Origin of the sequence: Psychrobacter sp. AT9, assembly GCF_047272965.1 — a bacterium.
Lineage (GTDB): Bacteria > Pseudomonadota > Gammaproteobacteria > Pseudomonadales > Moraxellaceae > Psychrobacter > Psychrobacter glaciei.
In genome coordinates this window covers 448,807-470,548 of the sequence record NZ_JBKOTW010000001.1, presented here as the reverse complement: position 1 = coordinate 470,548, position 21,742 = coordinate 448,807, and the positions used below count along the sequence as shown (strand labels likewise).

Below are 21,742 nucleotides of genomic sequence, written 5' to 3'. Positions count from 1 at the left end.
CTCTACCCTATGGTCGATTGACGTTGAACGGATTGACGGCTCAGCTTTTTAGCATAGCGCGCCGCTGGATTGGCACGCCATTCAAGCCACATCATAAAGCCGGTAATCAGCATGGTTAAACCCAAATAGATAATCGCCGCCGCCATATAAAAAGTAAACGGCTGCTGTGTTGACTGCGCTGCGCGCGAGGACTGATACATGATATCTTTGAGACCAACCACCGATACCAATGCCGTGTCTTTAAGCAACACCAAAAACAAATTGCCCAATCCTGGCAAAGCAATTTGCCAGACTTGCGGCAAGGTAATGCGATAGAAAGTCTGGAAAGGACGCATGCCAATCGCTTGCGCCGCTTCACGTTGCCCTATCGGAATCTCTTGAATCGACATGCGAAAAATTTCAGTCGCATAGGCACCAAAAGCAATCGACAATGCCATGACACCGCCCCAAAACGCACTAATCTCGACATAGTCGTTATAGCCGAACTTTTTGAGAATGCTCATCAGCAGTATAGAACCGCCATAATAGATAAACAGTACCAAAAGTAGCTCAGGAATCCCGCGCATCGTGGCGGTATAGACAGTCGCAAGCTTACGTAGCAGCCAAATATTCGACAGCTTCGCTGTGGCACCGAGCAGACCAAAAAACATACCGATGACCAAACTGGTCATGGCAAGTTGTATGGTGACGGTAGCGCCGCTTAATAAAAGCGCACCAAATCCTTGTAAATCAAACACAATTATCCACTCAGTCTCTTTATATTAGCAATGTTAGCAAAATATGAGTTAAAAGGATCAGCATCAATAGCTGAGCGCGGCCTAAAACCGTATCTTATATCAAATTGATACGGACAACCTAGTTAATAGCACGAAAAAATATTTACACGATTATAGACGCGGTAATTGACACAGTAAAAATGAGCGCTGATTTTATCATACTCGCTGGACGCTATGTTAATACTGACACGTAAAAGCGCGCTCTAAATAGCTACTTATCCCTGCAAGAAGAAGAAAAATAAGCGAGATTTGACCAAAGTTGACAGTCGATAACCATTTAAACAACAGGATGTCTTAATAACACTCAAATAACGGTATAAAAAACATAAGGCACTTCGCCAAAAAATAAAAAAGGACATTACCATGATGGCGATGTCCTCGTTATTCATACTGCAATAGCGAATAGCACCATGATAGCAAATGGTTATTGCGCTGTGCTATCTGCTGCTGGTTGCTCAGTGTTTTCTACTGTCGCTGCACTGGTGCTGGCGGCTGATACAGTAAAGTATTTTTGATTGATTTTGTCGTAAGTACCGTTGGCTTTTAGATTGGCTAATGATTCATTGAATTTCGCTTGTAGCGGATCGCCTGGGCGTACGGCTATGGCAAAATTATCATTGATATCAATTTCTTCACCTTTTAGCACATAGCTACTGCCTGATGGTGAGCTGAGCCATTCTATGGCTGGCAGTTTGTCAGATATCATCGCATCGACGCGACCTGAACCTAAGTCTAAGAACGCATTACTCAAGGTATCATAGAGCTTCATATTGGCTTTTGGATAGGTATCCTCTAACCACTGTGATGAGATGGTCGAGCGCTGCGCGGCAATAGAGTGCGCATTGATATCATCGCTATTGCTCGGATTAAAGCTACTGTCTTTTTTAGCCAAAAAAACCAAAGCATTACTAAAGTAAGGATCCGTAAAACTCACTTGCTGCTCACGCTCAGGTGTCACCGACATCGCCGCGACGATGGCATCATATTTACCGGCCTTGAGGCCAGGAATAATACCATCCCAATCTTGAGCGACAATCTCGCAAGTGACTTTCATATCGTCGCAGATAGCATTTGCTATATCTACATCGAAACCACCCAGTGTGCCATCTGCATTGGTATAGTTAAAAGGGGCATACGCGCCTTCAGTACCAATACGTAATATTTCTTTTGTATCGGCAGCGGTGGCCTCGGTAGCTTCTGAATTGCTATCATCAGCACTATCTTGACTATTGCTACAACCCGCTAACATAAAGACCGATACCATGCCCAGCAGCGACATTGACCAGCGGCTGGTCGTTGCCAGTTTTTTGACTGGGGCACAAGTCATACTGCTGGCTGGAACAAGATAGTTGCTCATGATCATCCTTGATTTTTATATTAGAGAAACAACTTCGTAAAACAAGGCTTGCCTGATACAGGCAAGCCTTGTTTTAGTTGGTCGCGGCTTCTGTTTGCTCTTCTTCAGCAATCATCGCATTGGCATCGACATTACCTTCGTCAACGACGACTACTTGCTTAACACTGCCAGTAGCAGTCGTTTTTTGCGCGGCAGCCGTAGTGCTGGTGCCAAAATAACTGCCAGTGATTTGATCATAGGTGCCATTGGCTTTTAGCTCGGCCAACGCTGCGTTAAACTTGGCAACTAATGGATCACCTTTACGGAAGGCAATACCCATGGCATCATCGTTGGTGCTGATTTCTTGGCCTTTGACTTCGTAGTCTTTACCTGCTTCAGTTTTCAACCAGTCGATACCCGTTACTTTATCCGACATCATCGCGCGCACACGACCTGAGGTCAGATCCAGATAGGCATTGTCTTGAGTGTCATAAAGCTTGATATCAGCATTGTCATGCTCATCTTGCAGATATTGCGAGGCAACCGTTGAACGCTGTGAAGCGACTGGCTGACCTTCGAGACCTTCTACGCTGATATCGTCACCTTTTTTACCGATTAAGATGATGCCACTGTGAAAATAAGGGTCGCTAAATTCTACGACTTCTTTGCGTTCAGGGGTGATTGACATACCAGCGATGGTTGCATCAAACTTCTGTGCGTTCAGTCCTGGAATCAGACCATCCCAATCTTGCGAGATAACTTCACATTCTGCTTTCATTTGTGCACATAATGCGTCAACCAACTCAATCTCATAGCCAATCAGTTTGCCATCGGCATCTGTATAGCTAAAAGGCTTATAGCTTGATTCGGTCGCGATTTTGATATTCAAAGGGGTGTCGCTCGCTGCATCCGCTTCGGCACTGTCTGCTGGTGCTGAGCTGTTATTACACCCTGCCAGCATTAGCATTGCTGCGCTTAGCGGCGCAAGCCACAAAGCTTTCTTAGTCATTAATGATGTCATTGAAATTGTCATACCTATTGTTCCTTAATATAGTTACCAGCCGTGTATTAACCCACTACTCGTTGATCGATACTGATTAATCAACGCACTTTCTTGCAAGCTCATTTATCAACGCTTACTGACCGAAGTTGATTTGCTCAAGACGTGCCAGCTCACCGTTACTACGGATTTCGCTCAGCGCTTTGTTGAAGTCGTCTCTGAGTGGGTCGTCCTTACGGACGGCAATGGCAATATTATCGTCATTGTCAATTTCGTCACCAACGATGCCGAAACCTTCTGGGTTGTCTGCTAACCATGATTTGGCTGAGACTTTTTCAGCCAATACTGCATCACTACGTCCAGATTTTAGATCCAAATAGGCATTGTCATAATTATCATAAAGCTTAACGGTGTTGCCATCTTTGCCTTCATAATTATCTTGTAGATATGCACCAGGCGTCGTTGAACGTTGACCGCCCAGCGTTAGGCTTTTGATCGACGTAGGATCAAAGCTGCCTTTGGTATCGGTTAGCCATACCATGGTATTGGCGAAGTAAGGCTCACTGAAATCAACTTTTTCTTGACGCTCAGCAGTGATAGACATACCAGCGACCACAGCATCATATTTTTGTGCCAATAGACCCGGAATAATACCGTCCCAATCTTGGGCAACGATTTCGCATTTGGCCTGCATTTGGTCACATAAGGCATTAGCAACGTCGATATCAAAACCTGCCAACGTGCCATCGGCATTGGTATAGTTAAAAGGAGGGTAAGCGCCTTCAGTTGCGATACGAATGGTCTTGCCAGCCGTTTCTGCCGCGGGTGCATCAGCGTTGGCACCAGCCGTTTCATCGGCAGGCTGACTACAAGCACTCAGCATTAATGCTGCAGTGACGGTCATCGATGACCATAATAGGCGAGAATTAGACATCATACATTCCTTAAATTCTAATGGGTTTTAATGTAGGGCTCTGATATTTTGTTCTCTGACTTCCCTGCCAGACAAGAAATATAGATAGCAGAAGATACAAGCAGCCGTCATTATTGACCGTCTGTAAGCCTTTTGATAATACCTGAGTAAAATATCAAAAACAAACGTTTTGCATACCGACTGTTATTATTGGGTAATAAATAGCTAACGACAATTACCAATCAGAAAGTTGAGTGGCTTAAGCTATATGTCATAAAAGATAGTCCACAATAAGCGGCTAACTGTTTTGACGATGCGATGCCATAAAGTCTTTGACACGCTCAGAGGTAGGATTATCAAAGATTTGTTCGGGCGTGCCCATCTCCTCAACGACTCCTTGATGTAAGAATACGACTTGGCTAGACACTTCGCGGGCAAAACGCATCTCATGAGTGACGATCAGCATCGTGCGCCCTTCTTCTGCCAACTCACGCATGACTGCCAGCACTTCATTCACTAGCTCAGGGTCTAAGGCGGACGTTGGCTCATCAAATAACAATACCCGTGGCTGCATAGCAAGAGCACGGGCAATGGCGACACGTTGACGCTGACCACCAGATAGATTAGCAGGGTAAGCATCTTTTTTATCAAGCAAACCCACTTTATCAAGCAGCTGCTCGGCATCACTGATTGCTTGATCTTTTTTAATTTTTAAAACTTGCGTTGGCCCTTCGATGATGTTTTGCAAAATCGTTTTGTGCGGCCACAAGTTGAAGTTCTGAAAGACGAAGCCCACACGCGCACGCAAACTCTCCAGTTGCTTGATATCTGAGGCTTGTAGCTCACCTGATTTGCCAGGCTTTAACATCAGCTCTTCATTACCGATGATAATACGACCTTGATTGGGCTTTTCAAGCAAATTAATACAGCGCAATAAGGTAGATTTTCCAGAGCCAGAAGAGCCCAAAATAGAGATCACATCACCATCATAGGCAGTGAGCGACACCCCTTTTAGCACTGCCAATGAGCCATAGCTTTTATGGACGTCTTGTAGATCTAAGGCGATAGGACGAGTCGGGTTTTTTGCAGTATCAAGCATGGTTCAGCAGGCTTCCAATATATATGAGTGAGAACGAAAATAAAAAACAGCATCGTATAGAGTATAAAGCAATGCCTTACATACCACCTTAATAGGATAGCGCGATGGCTAAGACACCATAAGAGAGGTATTGTCTCCTATAATGCAGAGAAAACGCAAACTTTGCGCAGCATTAGCTCATGAATCATTCAATGGACTGCTGGCACAAAAAAAGCCCAGACCGCATTTAGGTGCTGAGCTTTATTTTATCACTTTAGTGTACTAGGCGTTGTTTTATCTGATGGTAACATCGCATCTTAAATAGTGTCTATTAATAGTGTTTATTGATAGCCTGCGATTAGTACGTTGAAACATGCTCTGAGCTTTCAGTACCATCCAACACTTCTGAATCATCTGCGGTTGCTACTGCCACATCATCATTTGCACCAACAGCCATGCCATCATCGGCACTTGCAATGGCAATATCATCAGAGCTACTTGCAGTCGCGCTCTCCTCTACTGCTGTTTGTGCATCTACTGCCGGTTCAGTCTCCATTGGTGACTCATCTTTTTTACCGCAAGCACTTAACGCCAGTGCTCCTGCGACCAGCCCAACCGTCAGCCAGTTTTTATATGCATATTGTTTAGTAGCCATGTCAATTCTCCATTACCTATGGTCTTTTGATTCAACACTATCTATCGATAGCGTTACTGTCTTAGTGCTTACTATACTGACGATACATCACGGCTACCTTAGTATTTACAGCACATTTCTGTTAAAGACACGTAAAGATAGAGTGGTGTATTGATAACAGTTATCCAATAAGAAACGCAGAATAAGACAAACAAAACAGCATCAGATAAGCCCTCATAAGCGCTTTGTAAAGCAGGCTCTGTTCACAAAATCATCTTTACTATCGCCTCAATCTCCTCTATGTTAAATAGCATAATGCCATATGGGCATCCAAAGCTGCTTTTTTTGCCAAATTTTCGCCTCTTTAGGCGCTTTTATTTATTTAGAACATGTATCACTATAAGGAAAAATTTATGAGTCAATCAAACATCACAGACGTTACCACTTATATGCAATCTGTTGGTAAGCAAGCACGCGCGGCATCACGTGCTCTCGCAGCAGCCAATACGAGCGACAAAAATACCGCCCTTATGTCAATCTATGATGTATTGCTAGAGGCGAAAAAAGATATTTTGTCTGCCAATAAAATCGATATGGACAACGGTCGAAAGAACGACTTAGACGCCGCCCTACTTGACCGTCTAGAGCTAAACGATGCGCGCTTCGATGGTATGCTACAAGGTCTAAAAGACGTATCGGCGCTACCTGATCCTATCGGCGAAGTCACTGACATGACTTACCAACCATCGGGTATTCATTTGGGCAAAATGCGTGTACCGCTCGGCGTGGTCGGTATGATTTATGAGTCGCGTCCTAACGTAACGCTGGAAGCCGCCTCTTTAGCCTTAAAATCAGGCAATGCGATTATCTTGCGCGGTGGCTCTGAAGCTTTTGAATCCAACCAAGCAATCGCCAAATGTATCTTAGAAGGTCTAAAAAAAGTCGGACTGTCTGAGCACAGTGTGCAAGTATTACAAACGACCGATCGTGCTGCTGTCGGCGAGCTGATTACGATGACAGAATATGTCGATGTCATCGTCCCACGCGGCGGTAAAGGTTTGATTGAGCGTATCAGCCGTGATGCCAAAGTCCCTGTGATTAAGCATTTGGACGGTAACTGCCACACCTTTATTGACAGTGATGCCGATCCTGAGATTGCTATCAAAGTCAGCGTCAATGCCAAAACGCATCGCTATGGCACTTGTAATACCATGGAGACACTATTGGTCGATGAATCAGTCGCGGGTGAGCTATTACCAAAAATTGCTGAAGCCATCGTTCAAGCCGATGATGCCATGCAACTACGCCTTGATGACAAGTCGCAAGCCATCTTGAATGACAATGCTGCGCTCAAAGGCCATCTATCTGCCGCAACTGCTGAAGACTGGGATACCGAATATTTAGCCCCTATCTTGGCGGTAAAAGTCTTGTCAGGTATTGACGAAGCCATCGAACATATCAATACCCATGGCAGCCATCATACCGATGTCATCATTACTGATAACTATACCAAGTCGCAACGCTTCATCCGCGAAGTGGATTCTGCCAGCGTCATGATTAACGCCTCTAGCCGTTTTGCTGATGGATTCGAATACGGTCTGGGTGCTGAGATTGGTATCTCAACGGACAAAATCCATGCGCGTGGCCCTGTCGGTCTCGAAGGTCTGACTTCACAAAAATGGATCGTTTATGGTCATGGTGAGACACGCGCTTAGCTTATTGCGTCCCACCCTATCATCTACCGTTTAACTTAACGTATAATCAAAAAAAACGTCAGCTTAATTGCTGGCGTTTTTTTATGAATGACAATATGTTATATATGCTGCATACCCGTTATTTTGTATACAAATAATCTACAGGAAAACTGACCCATGCAAAGTGGCAAGATTAAGCACTGGAACCAAGATAAAGGCTATGGCTTTATCGATGTAGACGATCAAAATGAGGATGTGTTTTTTCATGTCAGTAAAGTTCGATTGTCACAGCCGATAACCGTCGGTCAAAGCGTCTATTTCAATAGTGTACGTAATGATAAAGACCAATTACGAGCCACTGAAGTCACGTCATCTTCACTGAGTATTGAACCAGACACTGACAATGACACTGCGTCAAATGTGCCCAAGCACAGGCCTAATAATGCCAAACGAAATAGCCAGCACAACAGTCGTAGCTCAAATCACAGCAGTCGCGTCTCAAATCGCAGTAATCAAAGCGGTAATCAAAATAGGAGAAGCTTAGGCTCTACCCTATTTAGCCTCATCGCTATTATCGCCGTCGCGTTTTATTTCTTTGGTGACTTAAAATCCACTTTCTTTGCTGATGGTGTTGAGTCGACGACCATATCGGCATCTAAAAGCTCAAGCCCAGCAACCAACTCTGGCGTAACGGGTGATGCTCAGATAGATAGGACGGTAGCGCTCATTCAGCAAGGTGGGCCTTTTCCTTATCCGAATAAAGATGGCACGACGTTTTATAATCGTGAGGGCAGATTACCCGCGCAGTCGCAAGGCTATTACCGTGAATACACCGTACCTACCCCTAATATGTCACATCGCGGCGCGCGGCGTATCGTTACCGGAGACTATCCACCTACCGTTTATTACTTGACGGTCGACCATTATGATAGCTTTAGAAAATTGGAGGTGAATTAAAATGAGTGAAGCCATCCACTATGTTAATCAAAACCACATTAACCAAAACGGTACAGCACTACATGCGGTCATTCCTACTGAGGCTGTTACCATACCCGTGGGTGACGCACTGGATAAAACCACGCTATTAATGAGTCTAGCCCGCGCCTGTGACTTCCCCAGTTATTTTTCGCACAACTGGGACAGCGCGTGGGACTGCTTGACAGATAGCGAGGTGGTGCATTTAATGCTTGATTTGACGGTGATAAAAAGGATAAATACCGAAGATTTCAATGTCTTTAAGAGCATCATTGAGGATGCCTATAGAGAATTTGGCAAACCACAACTGTGGATCATTGTGCCATCTGAGGACGAACTCTAATCACTGAGCGTAGCTGATAGTCACCGATAATTAGTCGTAATCATAGAAACCTGAATTCGAGATAAAGCCATATTTATCCCGAATTCAGGTTAATTTATTTTATAGAAAGGATTAACCTATGGAGATTACCTTAAACGGTTATTACACATTGATATTAGCCACCTTGGTGCTGCTACTTGGCCGATTTTTGGTGAAGAGAGTCAAGTTTTTAGAAGATTTTAATATTCCCGAACCGGTTGCCGGTGGTTTGGTCGCTGCTATTATCGTCTATATTCTCAATATGGTTTGGGGGTATAGTTTCAATTTTCACCAAGGATTACAGACGGCGACCATGCTGATGTTCTTTGCATCTATTGGCTTAAGTGCTGATTTTGGCAGGCTAAAAGCCGGTGGTACGCCCTTATTAATTTTCACTGTCGTAGTCTCCGTCTTCATCATTTTACAAGATATCGTTGGCGTGGCAATGGCAAGTGCCTTGGGGCTTGATCCTCTGCTCGGTCTAGTCACCGGCTCTATCGCCTTGACTGGTGGGCATGGTACGGCAGGTGCTTGGGGCATTACTTTAGAAGAAGACTACGGCGTGGTCGGTGCGACAACGCTTGGTATTGCTGTTGCTACTTATGGTTTGGTCGCAGGTGGTATCGTCGGTGGCCCTGTTGCCCGTCGTTTAATTAATCGACTTGGACTAAAGCCCACACCTGCCAACCCACACCCTAGTGATATTGAAAAAGTCGCGGGCGCGCAGTCGTTATATAGTACCAAGCATGACGAGGATAACGCGCACAGTGATAAAGAAATCTTTGAGAGACCAGATAGCATGCGCTTTATCACTGCGTCTTCTACTATCGAAACATTAGCGCTCTTTGCTGCGGCATTGGCTTTTGCAGAAGTGATGACACTGGTAGCAGAGGGTACATGGTTTGAGTTGCCTACTTTCGTATGGGCATTGGCAGGCGGCGTTATCATTCGAAATGTGCTAACGATGGTCTTCAATTTTGATATGTTTGACCGTTCGATTGATGTGTTCGGTAATGCCTCTTTGAGTCTATTTTTAGCCATGGCGCTGCTGTCTTTGAAGCTATGGCAATTGACTGATCTAGCCGGCCCTGTATTGATTATCTTGTTGGTGCAGACAGTCATCATGATTATTTATGTCTATTTTATTACCTTTAAAGTCATGGGTAAAAACTATGATGCGGCTGTTTTGTCAGCGGGACATTGCGGTTTTGGTATGGGTGCAACACCCACAGCGATTGCGAATATGCAGGCAGTCACTGACCGCTATCTGCCTTCGCCTAAAGCCTTTCTAATCGTGCCAATGGTTGGTGCTTTCTTTGTTGATATTGTCAATGCGACGGTATTGCAGATATTTACAAAGTTGCCGTTTATGTAGGCTGATGCTGTCACAGATCAAAATTTAATAGCTATCTAGCAAATAACGAATGCTAGACATCGAAAAGCCCGCCAAAACTAATCTTGGCGGGCTTTTTTAATTATCAAGTTATAATAGAGTGTTCCATCAAAACCATTATTTGTACTTTTTAATTTCACCACTTTTCACACGAGCTATGAAAGAATTAACCTCTCTTTTCACAATTGGCATCAAGAAGTATAGACCGATGATGTTAAAGATCGCCATAGCGAACAGAGCCGCATCTGAGAAGTCGATAACGAAGCTAAACTGTACGATGGTACCGATAACAACGAAAACTAAGAAGATAAGTTTGTATATCATCTCGCCGCCTTTACCTTCACCAAAGAGATACGTCCAAGCTTTTAGACCATAATATGACCATGAGATCATCGTTGAAAAAGCAAACAATAATACCGCGACAGCTAGGAAATACTGGAAGATAGGCGCCGTTTCCATAAAGGCAGCACGGGTTAGATCCACACCAGTGAGCGCTTGGGTTTGCAAGTTTGCAACAGTGTTCACGCCAGAGATAGTAATAACGAGCGCCGTCATAGTACAGATAACAACCGTATCAATGAAAGGCTCTAACAGCGCTACTAAACCTTCAGTAGCAGGTTCTTTGGTTTTTACCGCTGAGTGAGCAATAGCGGCTGAACCAACACCCGCTTCGTTAGAGAAAGTCGCACGTTTTAACCCTTGGATTAACGCACCAATAAAACCACCAGCCACGCCAGCACCAGTGAAGGCACCTGTGAAAATCTCGCCAAATGCGGCGCCGATATGATTAAAGTTTGCAACCAGTACGATGACACTCATTGTGATATACAATAAAGCCATAAAAGGTACGACTTTTTCGGTAACGGTTGCAATGCGCGGCATACCACCAATGATAACCATACCGACTAAAAACGCTAAGCCAATACCAAAGAATATACTGTAATCCGTTGGAATGCTAAAAGTAGAGCTCATGACTGCAAAGGCTTGGTTACCCTGAAACATGTTACCAGCACCAAAAGTGGCCAATATACACATAAGGGCAAAACCGACGGCTAACACCTTACCCAATCCACCCATACCACGTTCAGCCATACCGCGGCTCAAGTAGTACATAGGTCCGCCTGATACGGCACCAGAAGGCAGGATAGTACGGTATTTAACACCTAACGTACACTCTACAAACTTGGTCGCCATACCGAACAGACCAACCATAATCATCCAAAAGGTAGCACCAGGTCCACCAATAGCGAGTGCTGCACCGACACCTGCAATATTACCGAGACCAACCGTACCTGACAAAGCAGTAGCTAGTGCTTGAAAATGGCTGACCTCGCCTTCTTCTTTGACAGCAGGGTTTGGATCAGTATATTTGCCTCTGACAATATCTAAAGACAAGCCTATATGACGAAACTGAATAAAGCCAAAATAAAAGGTAAAGACCAATGCGGCAACTAATAACCAACCTACAATTAGCGGAAAGCTTACTTCGCCAAGAGGTACTGAAAAGAAAATAAGATCGACGAACCAGCCAAATATACTGGCCATAAAGCCATCGAGACCTGCTCCAAATGCTGCTAGACCTGATTGTTGTTCTGCTGCTTGCGCAAGAGTAGTGCTAAGTAATAGCATCGTTGCGACTAAATATTGTTTTTTCATGTAAATCCCTTTAGTGAAAATAATATTTATACAATTATTTACAGCGATACTGGTACAAAGTGTAATTATTTATTGTACTTTGTATCAGTATTATTACTAAATGTTCAATGCCGACTATATACTAATACTTTTGTATAAACAAAAACATTTACACATTTTTCTCAATTAAACATCAACTTAGCGCTTTAAAGCTGATAGCCGAACTCAGTCAAGATCACTATAATTATCGAAAAATGTCGGTAGTATTTTTTAGTATAAATAACAGACTTAAATATAATTAAAAGAGCTAAATGACAATATCAACACAGGTTTGCGTTAAATGATCTAAGACTTGTAGAAAGCAATAACAAAAAAACCGCTAAGCAAAAGCTTAGCGGTTTTTCTTATTACCATTCTAAAGTTTACTGATTTTTAGCATAGACTGGCAATTCTGCACAGATCGCCTCTACTTTACCGCGTACTTCAGTCGCAACCGCTTCATCACCACGGCTGTCTAACACATCGCAAATCCAACCTGCCAAATTACCCGCTTGCGCTTCGTTGAAGCCGCGAGTAGTAATGGCTGGTGTACCGATACGAATACCAGACGTCACGAATGGTGATTTTGGATCGTTTGGTACAGCGTTTTTGTTCACAGTGATGTGAGCTTCGCCAAGCCATTTATCGGCTTCTTTACCCGTCATTTCTTGCTTAACCAAGCTGATCAGCATGAGATGATTTTCAGTACCACCAGAGATGATTTCATAGCCACGCTCTTGAATGACTTTTGCCATTGCTTGTGCGTTTTTCACGACTTGCTGCTGGTACGTTTTGAAGTTGTCTTCTAACGCTTCTTTAAAGCAAACTGCTTTTGCCGCGATGACATGCATCAACGGGCCACCTTGGTTGCCAGGGAATACGGCTGAGTTTAGTTTCTTAGCTAGCACTTCATCACGAGCCAAAATCATACCGGAACGTGGGCCACGTAGAGTTTTGTGTGTGGTGGTCGTCACGACATCAGCGAACGGTACTGGGCTTGGGTAAACACCACCAGCGATAAGACCAGCAACGTGTGCCATATCGACCAATAAGTAAGCGCCTACTTCATCAGCGATTTCGCGGAAACGTGCCCAATCGACCACTTGCGAATACGCTGAAAAACCAGCAATAATCATTTTTGGCTTGTGCTCACGCGCTAAGCTCTCTACTTGGTCATAATCAATCAGACCAGTACCATCTACCAATCCGTACTGTACGGCATTGTAGTTCAGACCTGAGAAGTTAATGTGTGCGCCATGCGTCAAGTGACCACCAGCATCTAAGCTCATGCCAAGTACCGTGTCATTTGCTTCTAGCAACGCTAAAAATACCGCAGAGTTTGCTTGGCTACCAGAATGCGGTTGAACGTTGACGTACTCAGCGCCGAACAACTCTTTTGCACGATCAATGGCCAATTGTTCAACGACATCAACATGCTCACAACCACCATAGTAACGCTTGCCAGGATAGCCTTCTGCGTACTTGTTAGTAAGGTCAGTACCTTGCGCTTCCATCACTGCTTGTGAGCAGTAGTTTTCAGAAGCAATCAATTCGATATGATTTTCTTGACGAACGCTTTCTGCAGCCATCGCTTCAGCAAGTACTGGATCAAACTCTTTGATAGAAATATCTTTAAACATAGTGATGTCCTAGGTAGTGACTTTCGTTAAAAGACGTTATTAAAAAACGTCATTGAAAATAAGCTATAGCCTACCCGCAATAAAACCATTACTGCGCCAACATCGCTTAAAGTACATTGGCACTTTTGTGCGCAGTTTACCAGTATTAGAATTATTTTAGATTGGCTGTATTAGCGAAGATTAATAGGAGTAAGCGAGGAAATCGGTCTGTCATTGGCTTATCCAGTTCGGCAATAAATAAGATACGAGTGGGTATCGCTATCATCGCTTTAGACTAAGTGTAACATGAAATTTCATGCTGCGAGCGCAAAAAATCTCACCTTAAGATGAGTGAATTAAATGGTCATATAACACAGATAAATAGCCACCCGAAGATGACTGTTTTCAAATCTATTTTTTAATCTACAGCCATATGCATTTAATTAAAGCATGGCGCTAATGAACTATTGGATGCTGACCAATGGCTTAGAAACCCAACCTTCACCTTTATTACTTTGTACATGATAGTAGCCATTTTGTTCAGTGCCCATGTAAATCATAATTTCTTGCTGAGATAAGATAGCGATTGGGTTTGAAGCTTTATTGGCCTGTGAATGCAGTCTGGTACTTTGTAATTTGCCAGACAATATAGAACCAGAAACCAGCTTTCCCGTATTGCTCTGAGTGTTTTGAGCCACTGTTTCTGTAAAGCCTACTTCTTCGCCTAAGTCAGACACCGCCTGTTTGCTACCTCTGATGGTATCGGCCGTTCTACCAATTGAGCTGATGGTGTTTTGCACCTCATAAATACTATCCAAAAAACCAGCGTTTGCGTTAACAGATAAAGCAAGCAATGACGTGCTGACCGCTAGCAAGACCATAGATTTTGACGATACAGATAGCAACGGCTTTAATAAACTCATAAGAAGTTCCTGATGTTAAGAAAAGTATAAAAATGTTACCCGAATGTATTTATACCATATTCTTAAATTACCGAACAACTGTTAATTCAATAATAGTGCCAATTTATCTTTTTATTTATCATGCGTCACTTGTCATTTTCATAGCCATTCCAATTTGCTATGCGTCATTGGCTAAGAATGCTGGCAAAAAGGTTTCGCTAATCATTAGCGTGCGCCCATACCAATCATAACGCGTTTGTCGTTGCCAGCCAGCATCGGTATGGCTGATAAAACGCTGATTGGGTAGAGTGCGACGACGTTTAAATAAAACATAGCCGATGGGCGTGCCTTTTAGCTGTTGCAGCCGCCGCGCGTTGCCTTTTAGAGTCGATAAAGGAAAGATACTTTGCGCTTCTACCCACGGCTGCTCATCATTACCATATAACTGTACTTCACGTATCCACGCCAGTAATGGACGATTCAGCATTGAGCCTTGTAGCCCTAGTTGTCTTTTTTGTTGCAACGTTAAGGGTCGAAAGCCCTCAAAACTGCGTTCTACACGTAATGGCTGCCCTGCTCTTTTTTCTAATACGGCAGTGAGAGAGCCTTCGGCATTGAGCCAAGGCAGTAGCTCAGAGGGCGGGATAAAAGTGGCAGGACAAGCATAAGAGTTACTGGACATAGTTAACGGCTAATAGTGAGAATTTAGAAAATAAACGGCTGCGAGTGTCTGTTAATAAAGCGACATTAATAAAAGTCAATATTCGTAAAATCGAGCATTAATGATTGATATCAAAGTCTGGCATATTGTCGGCGTTAAATGGTAATGCATCAAATGCCTGCTGACGATACTGTGCCATATGCTCACGATCTCTAGCACAAAAGTCACCAATCGCAGGTACAAAGCGTGGATCATAGATACGATGCAGCGAGTGTGTCGTCGTTGGAATAAAACCACGTACCAGTTTATGCTCGCCTTGCGTACCGGGATCAAAGGATTTTAGCCCTTGCTCAATGGCAAACTCAAGCCCTTGATAATAGCACAGCTCAAAGTGCAAGCTATCATACTCACCGAGCGCGCCCCAATAGCGACCATATAAGGTAGCATTATTATCAACATCAGCCTTGTCGCTGTCGGCTTTATCGTATAAAAATAAGCTACTCGCGATAATTTCACCGTCAGCATCCATGGCTTGCGCCAACATAATATGCTCAGGCAGACTATCAGCTAACGCCATGAAAAAATCAAGCGTCAAATAAGGCTTTTGCCCGCGTATTGCATAAGTCATCACATAACAATGATAGAACGCTTGCCAGTCTTCATCGGTGATGTCATTACCGCACTTACGCTGACAGCTAATGCCTTGCTCGGCGACCTTACGACGTTCAGCGCGGATGGTTTTACGTTTTTTGGCTCTTAGTGTCGCCAAAAATCCGTCAAAATCAGCAAATGGCTGACTGTCTTGGCTGAGGTTTTTATTTTGCCATAAAAACTGACAGCCTTGACGCTCAAGTATTGGCATCTCAATAGGAGTGGACTCTACACCACTTTCTTGGGCAGCTATCGCAAGTTCTATATCGATTTCAGTGGGCATAGACGTGGTGGCAATAGATGCAAGCTCAGGCGTGACAAACAGACCATGCCAGCTTGAGGCGCCCACTTGCTGAGCGACATCATCAACACCAGCAATGGCTGTTTTGAGAATATCATCATTCAAATGCTCACCAGCTGCCAACCAAAGACGCTGACCTGTAATCGGTGTATAGGGCACGCTGGTGACCAGCCGAGGATAGTAATCGATGCCATAGCGCGCATAAGCCTCCGCCCATGAGTGATCAAACACAAACTCACCGCGATGATGACCCTTTATGAATACTGGCATGACTGCGACAGGTTGCAGGGCTGTGTCTGCCGCACTGTCTGTTACGCTATTGGCGCTATCAGCATAATCGGCAACACGATGTACCAGAATAAATATCGGTAGCCACCCTGCCTGCTCACCAATCGCTCCCGTGTCAGTCAGTATTTGCCAAAAAGCAAATGACATAAAAGGGGTATCTGGCGTTTGCCACTGTGCTTGGCTCTGCCAGCTGGTATCATTGAGTAGCGCATATTGTAAAGTCATAGTACCTACACTGTTTTTCGTAATGGTCTAGCCTACCAAATGTGAGTGCTTTTGCTGTCACAATTTGCAAAAATAACAATATTTCTTGAAATATTACGCAGCACGCCTAACTATCAAAATAGCATAAAAAAAGCCAGCCACACGAATGTAGATGACTTTACTAAACTAGGGCATGTCCTCAATCTGAACGAAAACGCCTAAATGGGTTAAAAATAAGGACACGCCCTAACTGCCCTAACCGTTCTATTTTTATAAATAATGTGGTGAACCGCTTATCTGTTGATTGCCTTGATATTATGACTGTCGGTATCCACTTTAACACTTCTAAAAAACGGGTTTAAAAAACGGTAATTGTACAGAAAAGATGATATCAAAGCCCATGACTGGTAGAATAAGCCTATTATTAGCTTAATATAATTTGTATACATGAGATATGAATAAAAATAGTACAATTGGTTCATTATGCGAGATTGACATCGCATAGGATCTATAGTGGGTTAATGATAACCAGCCAGCTATTTTCAGGCAGTTTTGCACCGAGAGTCTCAAAGAGACGACTCATGATACATTTGATTCAATCACGATTCACTATCGCATAGAGTCTCTATAGAAATACCCGTTTGTTTAAGCATTAATATTAACTACAGCCTAAAGGGATACACTACTATAATGTCAAAAATTATTTATACAAAAACTGATGAAGCCCCAGCGCTAGCAACCTTGTCCTTCTTACCTATTGTCAAAGCATTTACCCAGACTGCAGGAGTTGAAGTTGAAACCACTGATATCTCTGTTGCCGCGCGTGTGTTGGCTGAATTCCCAGAATATTTAAATGAAGATCAGCGCGTTCCTGATAATCTAGCTGAGCTTGGTCGACTGACGCAAGATCCTGACACTAATATTATTAAACTACCAAATATCAGTGCCTCTGTTCAGCAGCTAAAAGCCTGTATCAAAGAACTACAAAGCAAAGGCTACGGCATCCCTAACTTTCCAGAAGATCCAAAAACCGACGAAGAAAAAGAAATTCGTCAGCGCTATGGTAAGAGTCTAGGCAGTTCGGTCAACCCTGTATTGCGCGAAGGCAACTCAGATCGCCGTGCACCAAAAGCCGTTAAGAACTTTGCGCGCAAGCATCCGCATTCTATGGGCGAGTGGAAGCAATGGTCAAGTACCCATGTATCGCATATGCACAGCGGTGACTTTTACGATGGCGAACAGTCGATGACCTTGGATAAAGCCCGTAACGTGCGTATGGAGCTGTTACTTGATGATGGCACGACGAAAGTATTGAAGCCCAAAATTGCTTTGCTTGATAAAGAAGTCATTGACCTGATGGTCATGAGCAAAAAATCGCTGCTAGAGTTTTATGAGCAAGAAATGGAAGATTGCCGCGAAGCTGGTATCTTATTCTCATTGCACGTAAAAGCCACCATGATGAAGGTTTCGCACCCTATCGTGTTTGGGCATGCGGTTAGAATTTATTATAAAGATGCATTTGATAAGCATGGTGCTTTTTTTGACGAGCTAGGCATTAACGTCAACAATGGTATGGCTGATCTATACGACAAAATATCTGCCCTGCCATCATCTAAACGTGAAGAGATCGAACAAGACTTGCATGCCTGCCAAGAGCATCGCCCACGTCTAGCGATGGTTGATTCTTCAAAAGGTATTACCAACTTCCATTCACCAAGCGACATTATTGTCGATGCGTCAATGCCTGCTATGATTCGTAATGGTGGTAAAATGTGGGGCGCTGATGGCAAACTATATGATTGTAAAGCCGTCATGCCAGAGTCTACCTTCGCCCGTATTTATCAAGAAATGATCAATTTCTGTAAATGGCATGGTAACTTTGATCCAACTACCATGGGTACGGTTCCTAACGTAGGCCTCATGGCACAAAAAGCAGAAGAATATGGCTCACACGACAAAACCTTTGAGTCTAGTGCTACTGGTATTGCCCGTATTGTAGATATTGATACCGATGAAGTATTGCTTGAAAAAGATGTGGAAAAAGGTGATATCTGGCGCATGTGTCAAGTTAAAGACGACCCTATCCAAGATTGGGTGAAGCTTGCCGTCCGCCGTGCACGTGATTCAGATACGCCTGTCATCTTTTGGTTAGACCCGTATCGTCCACATGAGAACGAGCTAATCAAAAAAGTTAACATGTATTTGAAAGATCATGATACTGACGGCTTGCACATTGAGATCATGTCGCAGGTTCGTGCCATGCGTTATACCTTGGAGCGTGTCGCTCGCGGTCTAGATACTATCTCTGCCACGGGTAACATCTTACGCGATTACCTAACAGACTTGTTCCCTATCCTAGAGCTAGGAACGAGCGCTAAGATGCTATCAGTCGTGCCACTAATGAAAGGCGGCGGTTTGTTTGAAACTGGTGCTGGTGGTTCTGCACCCAAGCACGTTGAACAGCTGGTAGAAGAAAACCATCTACGTTGGGATTCATTGGGTGAGTTTTTAGCTTTGACTGAGTCGTTGGAGCATTTGGCCAAAAACGATGACAATGCTAAAGCGCAAATCTTAGCAGATACGCTTGATAGAGCCACTGAAACATTGCTGCTAAATGACAAGTCACCGTCACGTAAGACGGGTGAGTTGGACAACCGTGGCAGTCACTTCTATCTGGCGATGTACTGGGCTGAAGAGCTCGCTGAGCAAGACCAAGACGCTGATCTAAAAGCGCAATTCGCCCCATTTGCGCAAAAGCTTAAGAGCAATACAGACGCGATTATTAAACAATTTAATGAAGCTCAAGGCAAAGCGGTAGACATCAAAGGCTACTACTTCGCGGATGAAGCGTTGGCTGAAAAAGTCATGCGTCCAAGCACCTTATTCAATGAAGCGTTAGCATCGTTGTAATAGATTTAACTGGCTGGTCTTAAGTAACGTTACTTCTTCATACTTTTGCCGCTATCGTCAGTTAAAAACAATAAAACACCCCACCGCTCTATAGAGTTGTGGGGTGTTTTTTATTATCCGTAGATAAAAAGGTAATAGTGCCTATATAGTCAGTGAAAAGTAATATCGATACATGACGCACTGCTGATATCAATTTTTCTTGCTTGCTGTGCCTGTGCAGACAGAGGCTACAAAAAATTAATATCAGCAGTATCGTAGCGATTCTAAAATTCCTTGACCATAGTTATAACATCAGCATAGAAAAATTTACCATAAAAAAGCCACCTACATGATTGTAGATGGCTTTTTTAATATAGTCGATTCAATTTAAAAGTAGTACAAGGCAACCGAGTGTAGATGTATATATGATACTTCAAGCGAGGTTAACGCTGTCATACTTTTATAGTGGAATGACTATAGCTTATTTTAAATTGCTTTTAGCTCATGATAAAGCGATGACTATCTATGCATCCATATGCTTAATGATGGCTTTACCAAATTCAGAAGTACTGAGCAAGATAGCATCAGGCATCAAACGCTCAAAGTCATAAGTGACCGTTTTATTAGCGATAGCGCCTTGAATACCGTTAATAATAAGATCGGCTGCTTCGATCCAGCCCATATCACGTAACATCATCTCAGCCGATAAAATCAACGAGCCGGGGTTTACTTTGTTCTGACCAGCATATTTAGGTGCAGTACCATGAGTTGCCTCATAGACAGCGATTGCGCCGCCTTTGTTAGCACCCGGTGCGATACCGATACCACCCACTTCAGCCGCTAGGGCATCAGAGATGTAATCACCGTTTAGGTTAAGCGTGGCGACGACGGAATAATCAGCAGGACGCATCAGAATTTGCTGCAAGAATGCATCAGCAATGACGTCTTTGATGATAATGTCATTACCCGTTTTTGGATTTTTCATCGTCATCCAAGGGCCGCCATCTAACAACTCTGCATCGAAGCGCTCTGCGGCTAATTCATAGCCCCAGTCTTTAAATGCGCCTTCGGTGAACTTCATGATGTTACCTTTGTGCACTAAAGTCACACTCGGCAAATCGTTATCGATAGCGTGTTGAATGGCTTTACGCACTAGACGCTGCGAGCCTTCCTTTGATACGGGTTTGATACCAATGCCGCAATCTTCAGGGAAGCGAATACTGGTCACACCCATCTCATCTCTTAAGAAATTGATAACTTTTTTGGCATCATCGCTGCCCGCTTTCCACTCGATACCCGTGTAGATATCTTCTGTATTTTCACGGAAGATAACCATATCCGTCAGCTCAGGATGCTGCACGGGGCTTGGCACGCCTTCAAACCAGCGTACTGGACGCTGACAAACATACAGATCAAGGTTTTGGCGTACAGCCACATTTAACGAACTAAAGCCACCACCCACTGGCGTGGTTAATGGCCCTTTGATACTGATCACGTAATCTTTTAAAATCTCTAGCGTTTCGCTTGGTAAGTAATCACCATCGTAAATTTTCGCTGCTTTTTCACCTAAATACGCTTCCATCCAAATGATGGATTTTTTGCCGTGGTAAGCTTTATCAACTGCGGCATCAACCACCTTAATCATAACTGGAGTGATATCCACCCCAATCCCATCGCCTTCAACGAAGGGAATAATTGGATGATTGGGGACATTCAACGATAAATCAGCGTTGACGGTTACTTTTTCGCCGTCTCTTGGTACGATAACTTTATCATATGACATGGATAAAACTCCTTGGTTGTATGTTGGACGTCGCAAGTATACTGGGCACTCTGTTATGCTCTCGCCATTCTATTATAGGTCTGCGTGGTTAGCGCCTGTTAGCTGAGCAAGCATAAGTGGCGCACTTACGATCTTATATTAATAGCCTTGTACCTAACCGCTTTACAAAACCGTTTTACACTCAAAGCTTCGAAATAAAAATTGGCAAAATAGTACAATTAATAAGAAGATAAAAAACCTTTCTCACAAAAGTACCTGAAAATATAATGCCATGGACATAAAAAAGAGAAACGACAAAAAAGCTGAGATAAAATTAATAAATATCAATGCTCTATAAGTTTGAGTACGCAATAAATGTCACATGTTATCCTAGCCATTGTACTAAGCTAAAGGTCTGAGCAATGATTTTTCTTGTGCATAGCTCAAGTACAGATATCAATGTTATAAATACCACTACAATAACATGGTTTTATATTGAATATAAATTTTTATGTCAATAGCCTACTTCTGACAAGTTAATACATTATTTTTTATGTGTTTCCTTTTCATTAAAATGCCGTTAATTAAGTCATCAACCCTCTTATAATTGATCTGCAATCAGGGCGTGTTG

Annotated in this window: 17 protein-coding genes; 5 read left to right on the top strand and 12 right to left on the bottom strand. The window is 43.4% G+C overall.

Annotation, left to right across the window (positions count from 1 at the left end; translation table 11 throughout):
- Nucleotides 1-2: 2 nt before the first annotated feature.
- The 6 genes from ACMFL8_RS01960 to ACMFL8_RS01935 form a co-directional block, all read right to left on the bottom strand.
- Nucleotides 3-737, bottom strand: coding sequence for an ABC transporter permease (locus ACMFL8_RS01960; RefSeq protein ID WP_010201853.1), 735 nt, complete (start codon nucleotides 735-737; stop codon nucleotides 3-5).
- Nucleotides 738-1,200: 463 nt separating this feature from the next.
- Nucleotides 1,201-2,133, bottom strand: a complete 933-nt coding sequence (locus tag ACMFL8_RS01955) for an ABC transporter substrate-binding protein (protein ID WP_413189948.1) — start codon at nucleotides 2,131-2,133, stop codon at nucleotides 1,201-1,203.
- A gap of 73 nt (nucleotides 2,134-2,206) precedes the next feature.
- Nucleotides 2,207-3,145: a transporter substrate-binding domain-containing protein gene (locus ACMFL8_RS01950; RefSeq protein WP_413189947.1), complete on the bottom strand. Its 939-nt coding sequence runs from the start codon at nucleotides 3,143-3,145 to the stop codon at nucleotides 2,207-2,209.
- Nucleotides 3,146-3,248: 103 nt separating this feature from the next.
- The gene (locus ACMFL8_RS01945) at nucleotides 3,249-4,049 is read right to left on the bottom strand and encodes a transporter substrate-binding domain-containing protein (RefSeq protein WP_413189946.1); all 801 of its coding nucleotides are present in this window, start codon (nucleotides 4,047-4,049) and stop codon (nucleotides 3,249-3,251) included.
- 274 nt (nucleotides 4,050-4,323) lie between these two features.
- On the bottom strand, nucleotides 4,324-5,124 hold the full coding sequence (locus ACMFL8_RS01940) for an ABC transporter ATP-binding protein (protein ID WP_010201862.1): 801 nt from the start codon (nucleotides 5,122-5,124) through the stop codon (nucleotides 4,324-4,326).
- Nucleotides 5,125-5,461: 337 nt separating this feature from the next.
- Nucleotides 5,462-5,758, bottom strand: coding sequence for a hypothetical protein (locus ACMFL8_RS01935; protein ID WP_413189945.1), 297 nt, complete (start codon nucleotides 5,756-5,758; stop codon nucleotides 5,462-5,464).
- A gap of 392 nt (nucleotides 5,759-6,150) precedes the next feature.
- On the opposite strand from ACMFL8_RS01935, the gene ACMFL8_RS01930 reads away from it, so the two are divergent.
- The 4 genes from ACMFL8_RS01930 to gltS all read left to right on the top strand — a co-directional run bounded on the left by ACMFL8_RS01930 (nucleotide 6,151) and on the right by gltS (nucleotide 10,142).
- On the top strand, nucleotides 6,151-7,452 hold the full coding sequence (locus tag ACMFL8_RS01930) for a glutamate-5-semialdehyde dehydrogenase (RefSeq protein ID WP_010201865.1): 1,302 nt from the start codon (nucleotides 6,151-6,153) through the stop codon (nucleotides 7,450-7,452).
- Nucleotides 7,453-7,608: 156 nt separating this feature from the next.
- Nucleotides 7,609-8,388, top strand: a complete 780-nt coding sequence (locus ACMFL8_RS01925; protein ID WP_413189944.1) for a ribonuclease domain-containing protein — start codon at nucleotides 7,609-7,611, stop codon at nucleotides 8,386-8,388.
- Between the two features lies 1 nt (nucleotide 8,389).
- Nucleotides 8,390-8,749, top strand: coding sequence for a barstar family protein (locus ACMFL8_RS01920; protein ID WP_194620787.1), 360 nt, complete (start codon nucleotides 8,390-8,392; stop codon nucleotides 8,747-8,749).
- Between the two features lie 118 nt (nucleotides 8,750-8,867).
- Nucleotides 8,868-10,142, top strand: coding sequence for a sodium/glutamate symporter (gltS, locus tag ACMFL8_RS01915; protein ID WP_194620786.1), 1,275 nt, complete (start codon nucleotides 8,868-8,870; stop codon nucleotides 10,140-10,142).
- A 135-nt stretch (nucleotides 10,143-10,277) separates the two neighbouring features.
- Here gltS and ACMFL8_RS01910 read toward each other — a convergent pair whose 3' ends face one another.
- From ACMFL8_RS01910 to ACMFL8_RS01890, 5 genes are all read right to left on the bottom strand, one after another.
- Nucleotides 10,278-11,816, bottom strand: coding sequence for an alanine/glycine:cation symporter family protein (locus tag ACMFL8_RS01910; protein WP_194620785.1), 1,539 nt, complete (start codon nucleotides 11,814-11,816; stop codon nucleotides 10,278-10,280).
- A 401-nt stretch (nucleotides 11,817-12,217) separates the two neighbouring features.
- Nucleotides 12,218-13,474: a serine hydroxymethyltransferase gene (gene glyA, locus ACMFL8_RS01905; protein WP_413189943.1), complete on the bottom strand. Its 1,257-nt coding sequence runs from the start codon at nucleotides 13,472-13,474 to the stop codon at nucleotides 12,218-12,220.
- Between the two features lie 443 nt (nucleotides 13,475-13,917).
- Nucleotides 13,918-14,376 carry a hypothetical protein gene (locus ACMFL8_RS01900; RefSeq protein WP_413189942.1) on the bottom strand — a complete coding sequence of 153 codons (459 nt, stop codon included), beginning with the start codon at nucleotides 14,374-14,376 and terminating at the stop codon, nucleotides 13,918-13,920.
- 157 nt (nucleotides 14,377-14,533) lie between these two features.
- Nucleotides 14,534-15,037 (bottom strand): chorismate--pyruvate lyase family protein, encoded by a 504-nt coding sequence (locus ACMFL8_RS01895; protein ID WP_189582882.1) that lies wholly within the window; start codon nucleotides 15,035-15,037, stop codon nucleotides 14,534-14,536.
- A 97-nt stretch (nucleotides 15,038-15,134) separates the two neighbouring features.
- The gene (locus ACMFL8_RS01890) at nucleotides 15,135-16,481 is read right to left on the bottom strand and encodes a GNAT family N-acetyltransferase (protein WP_413189941.1); all 1,347 of its coding nucleotides are present in this window, start codon (nucleotides 16,479-16,481) and stop codon (nucleotides 15,135-15,137) included.
- A gap of 669 nt (nucleotides 16,482-17,150) precedes the next feature.
- Here ACMFL8_RS01890 and ACMFL8_RS01885 point away from each other — a divergent pair.
- Nucleotides 17,151-19,370, top strand: coding sequence for an NADP-dependent isocitrate dehydrogenase (locus ACMFL8_RS01885; protein ID WP_210541106.1), 2,220 nt, complete (start codon nucleotides 17,151-17,153; stop codon nucleotides 19,368-19,370).
- Nucleotides 19,371-19,872: 502 nt separating this feature from the next.
- Here ACMFL8_RS01885 and icd read toward each other — a convergent pair.
- A complete protein-coding gene (icd, locus tag ACMFL8_RS01880; protein WP_413189940.1) occupies nucleotides 19,873-21,132 on the bottom strand; it encodes an NADP-dependent isocitrate dehydrogenase in 1,260 nt (419 codons plus the stop codon).
- Between the last annotated feature and the right edge of the window lie 610 nt (nucleotides 21,133-21,742).

Coding starts and splice junctions, on each gene's coding strand:
- ACMFL8_RS01955 (WP_413189948.1), bottom strand. CDS start 2,133: ATGAGCAACTATCTTGTTCCAGCCAGCAGTATGACTTGTGCCCCAGTC.
- ACMFL8_RS01945 (WP_413189946.1), bottom strand. CDS start 4,049: ATGATGTCTAATTCTCGCCTATTATGGTCATCGATGACCGTCACTGCA.
- ACMFL8_RS01920 (WP_194620787.1), top strand. CDS start 8,390: ATGAGTGAAGCCATCCACTATGTTAATCAAAACCACATTAACCAAAAC.
- ACMFL8_RS01935 (WP_413189945.1), bottom strand. CDS start 5,758: ATGGCTACTAAACAATATGCATATAAAAACTGGCTGACGGTTGGGCTG.
- gltS (WP_194620786.1), top strand. CDS start 8,868: ATGGAGATTACCTTAAACGGTTATTACACATTGATATTAGCCACCTTG.
- ACMFL8_RS01900 (WP_413189942.1), bottom strand. CDS start 14,376: ATGAGTTTATTAAAGCCGTTGCTATCTGTATCGTCAAAATCTATGGTC.
- ACMFL8_RS01940 (WP_010201862.1), bottom strand. CDS start 5,124: ATGCTTGATACTGCAAAAAACCCGACTCGTCCTATCGCCTTAGATCTA.
- ACMFL8_RS01930 (WP_010201865.1), top strand. CDS start 6,151: ATGAGTCAATCAAACATCACAGACGTTACCACTTATATGCAATCTGTT.
- ACMFL8_RS01885 (WP_210541106.1), top strand. CDS start 17,151: ATGTCAAAAATTATTTATACAAAAACTGATGAAGCCCCAGCGCTAGCA.
- ACMFL8_RS01890 (WP_413189941.1), bottom strand. CDS start 16,481: ATGACTTTACAATATGCGCTACTCAATGATACCAGCTGGCAGAGCCAA.
- ACMFL8_RS01950 (WP_413189947.1), bottom strand. CDS start 3,145: ATGACAATTTCAATGACATCATTAATGACTAAGAAAGCTTTGTGGCTT.
- ACMFL8_RS01925 (WP_413189944.1), top strand. CDS start 7,609: ATGCAAAGTGGCAAGATTAAGCACTGGAACCAAGATAAAGGCTATGGC.
- glyA (WP_413189943.1), bottom strand. CDS start 13,474: ATGTTTAAAGATATTTCTATCAAAGAGTTTGATCCAGTACTTGCTGAA.
- icd (WP_413189940.1), bottom strand. CDS start 21,132: ATGTCATATGATAAAGTTATCGTACCAAGAGACGGCGAAAAAGTAACC.
- ACMFL8_RS01910 (WP_194620785.1), bottom strand. CDS start 11,816: ATGAAAAAACAATATTTAGTCGCAACGATGCTATTACTTAGCACTACT.
- ACMFL8_RS01895 (WP_189582882.1), bottom strand. CDS start 15,037: ATGTCCAGTAACTCTTATGCTTGTCCTGCCACTTTTATCCCGCCCTCT.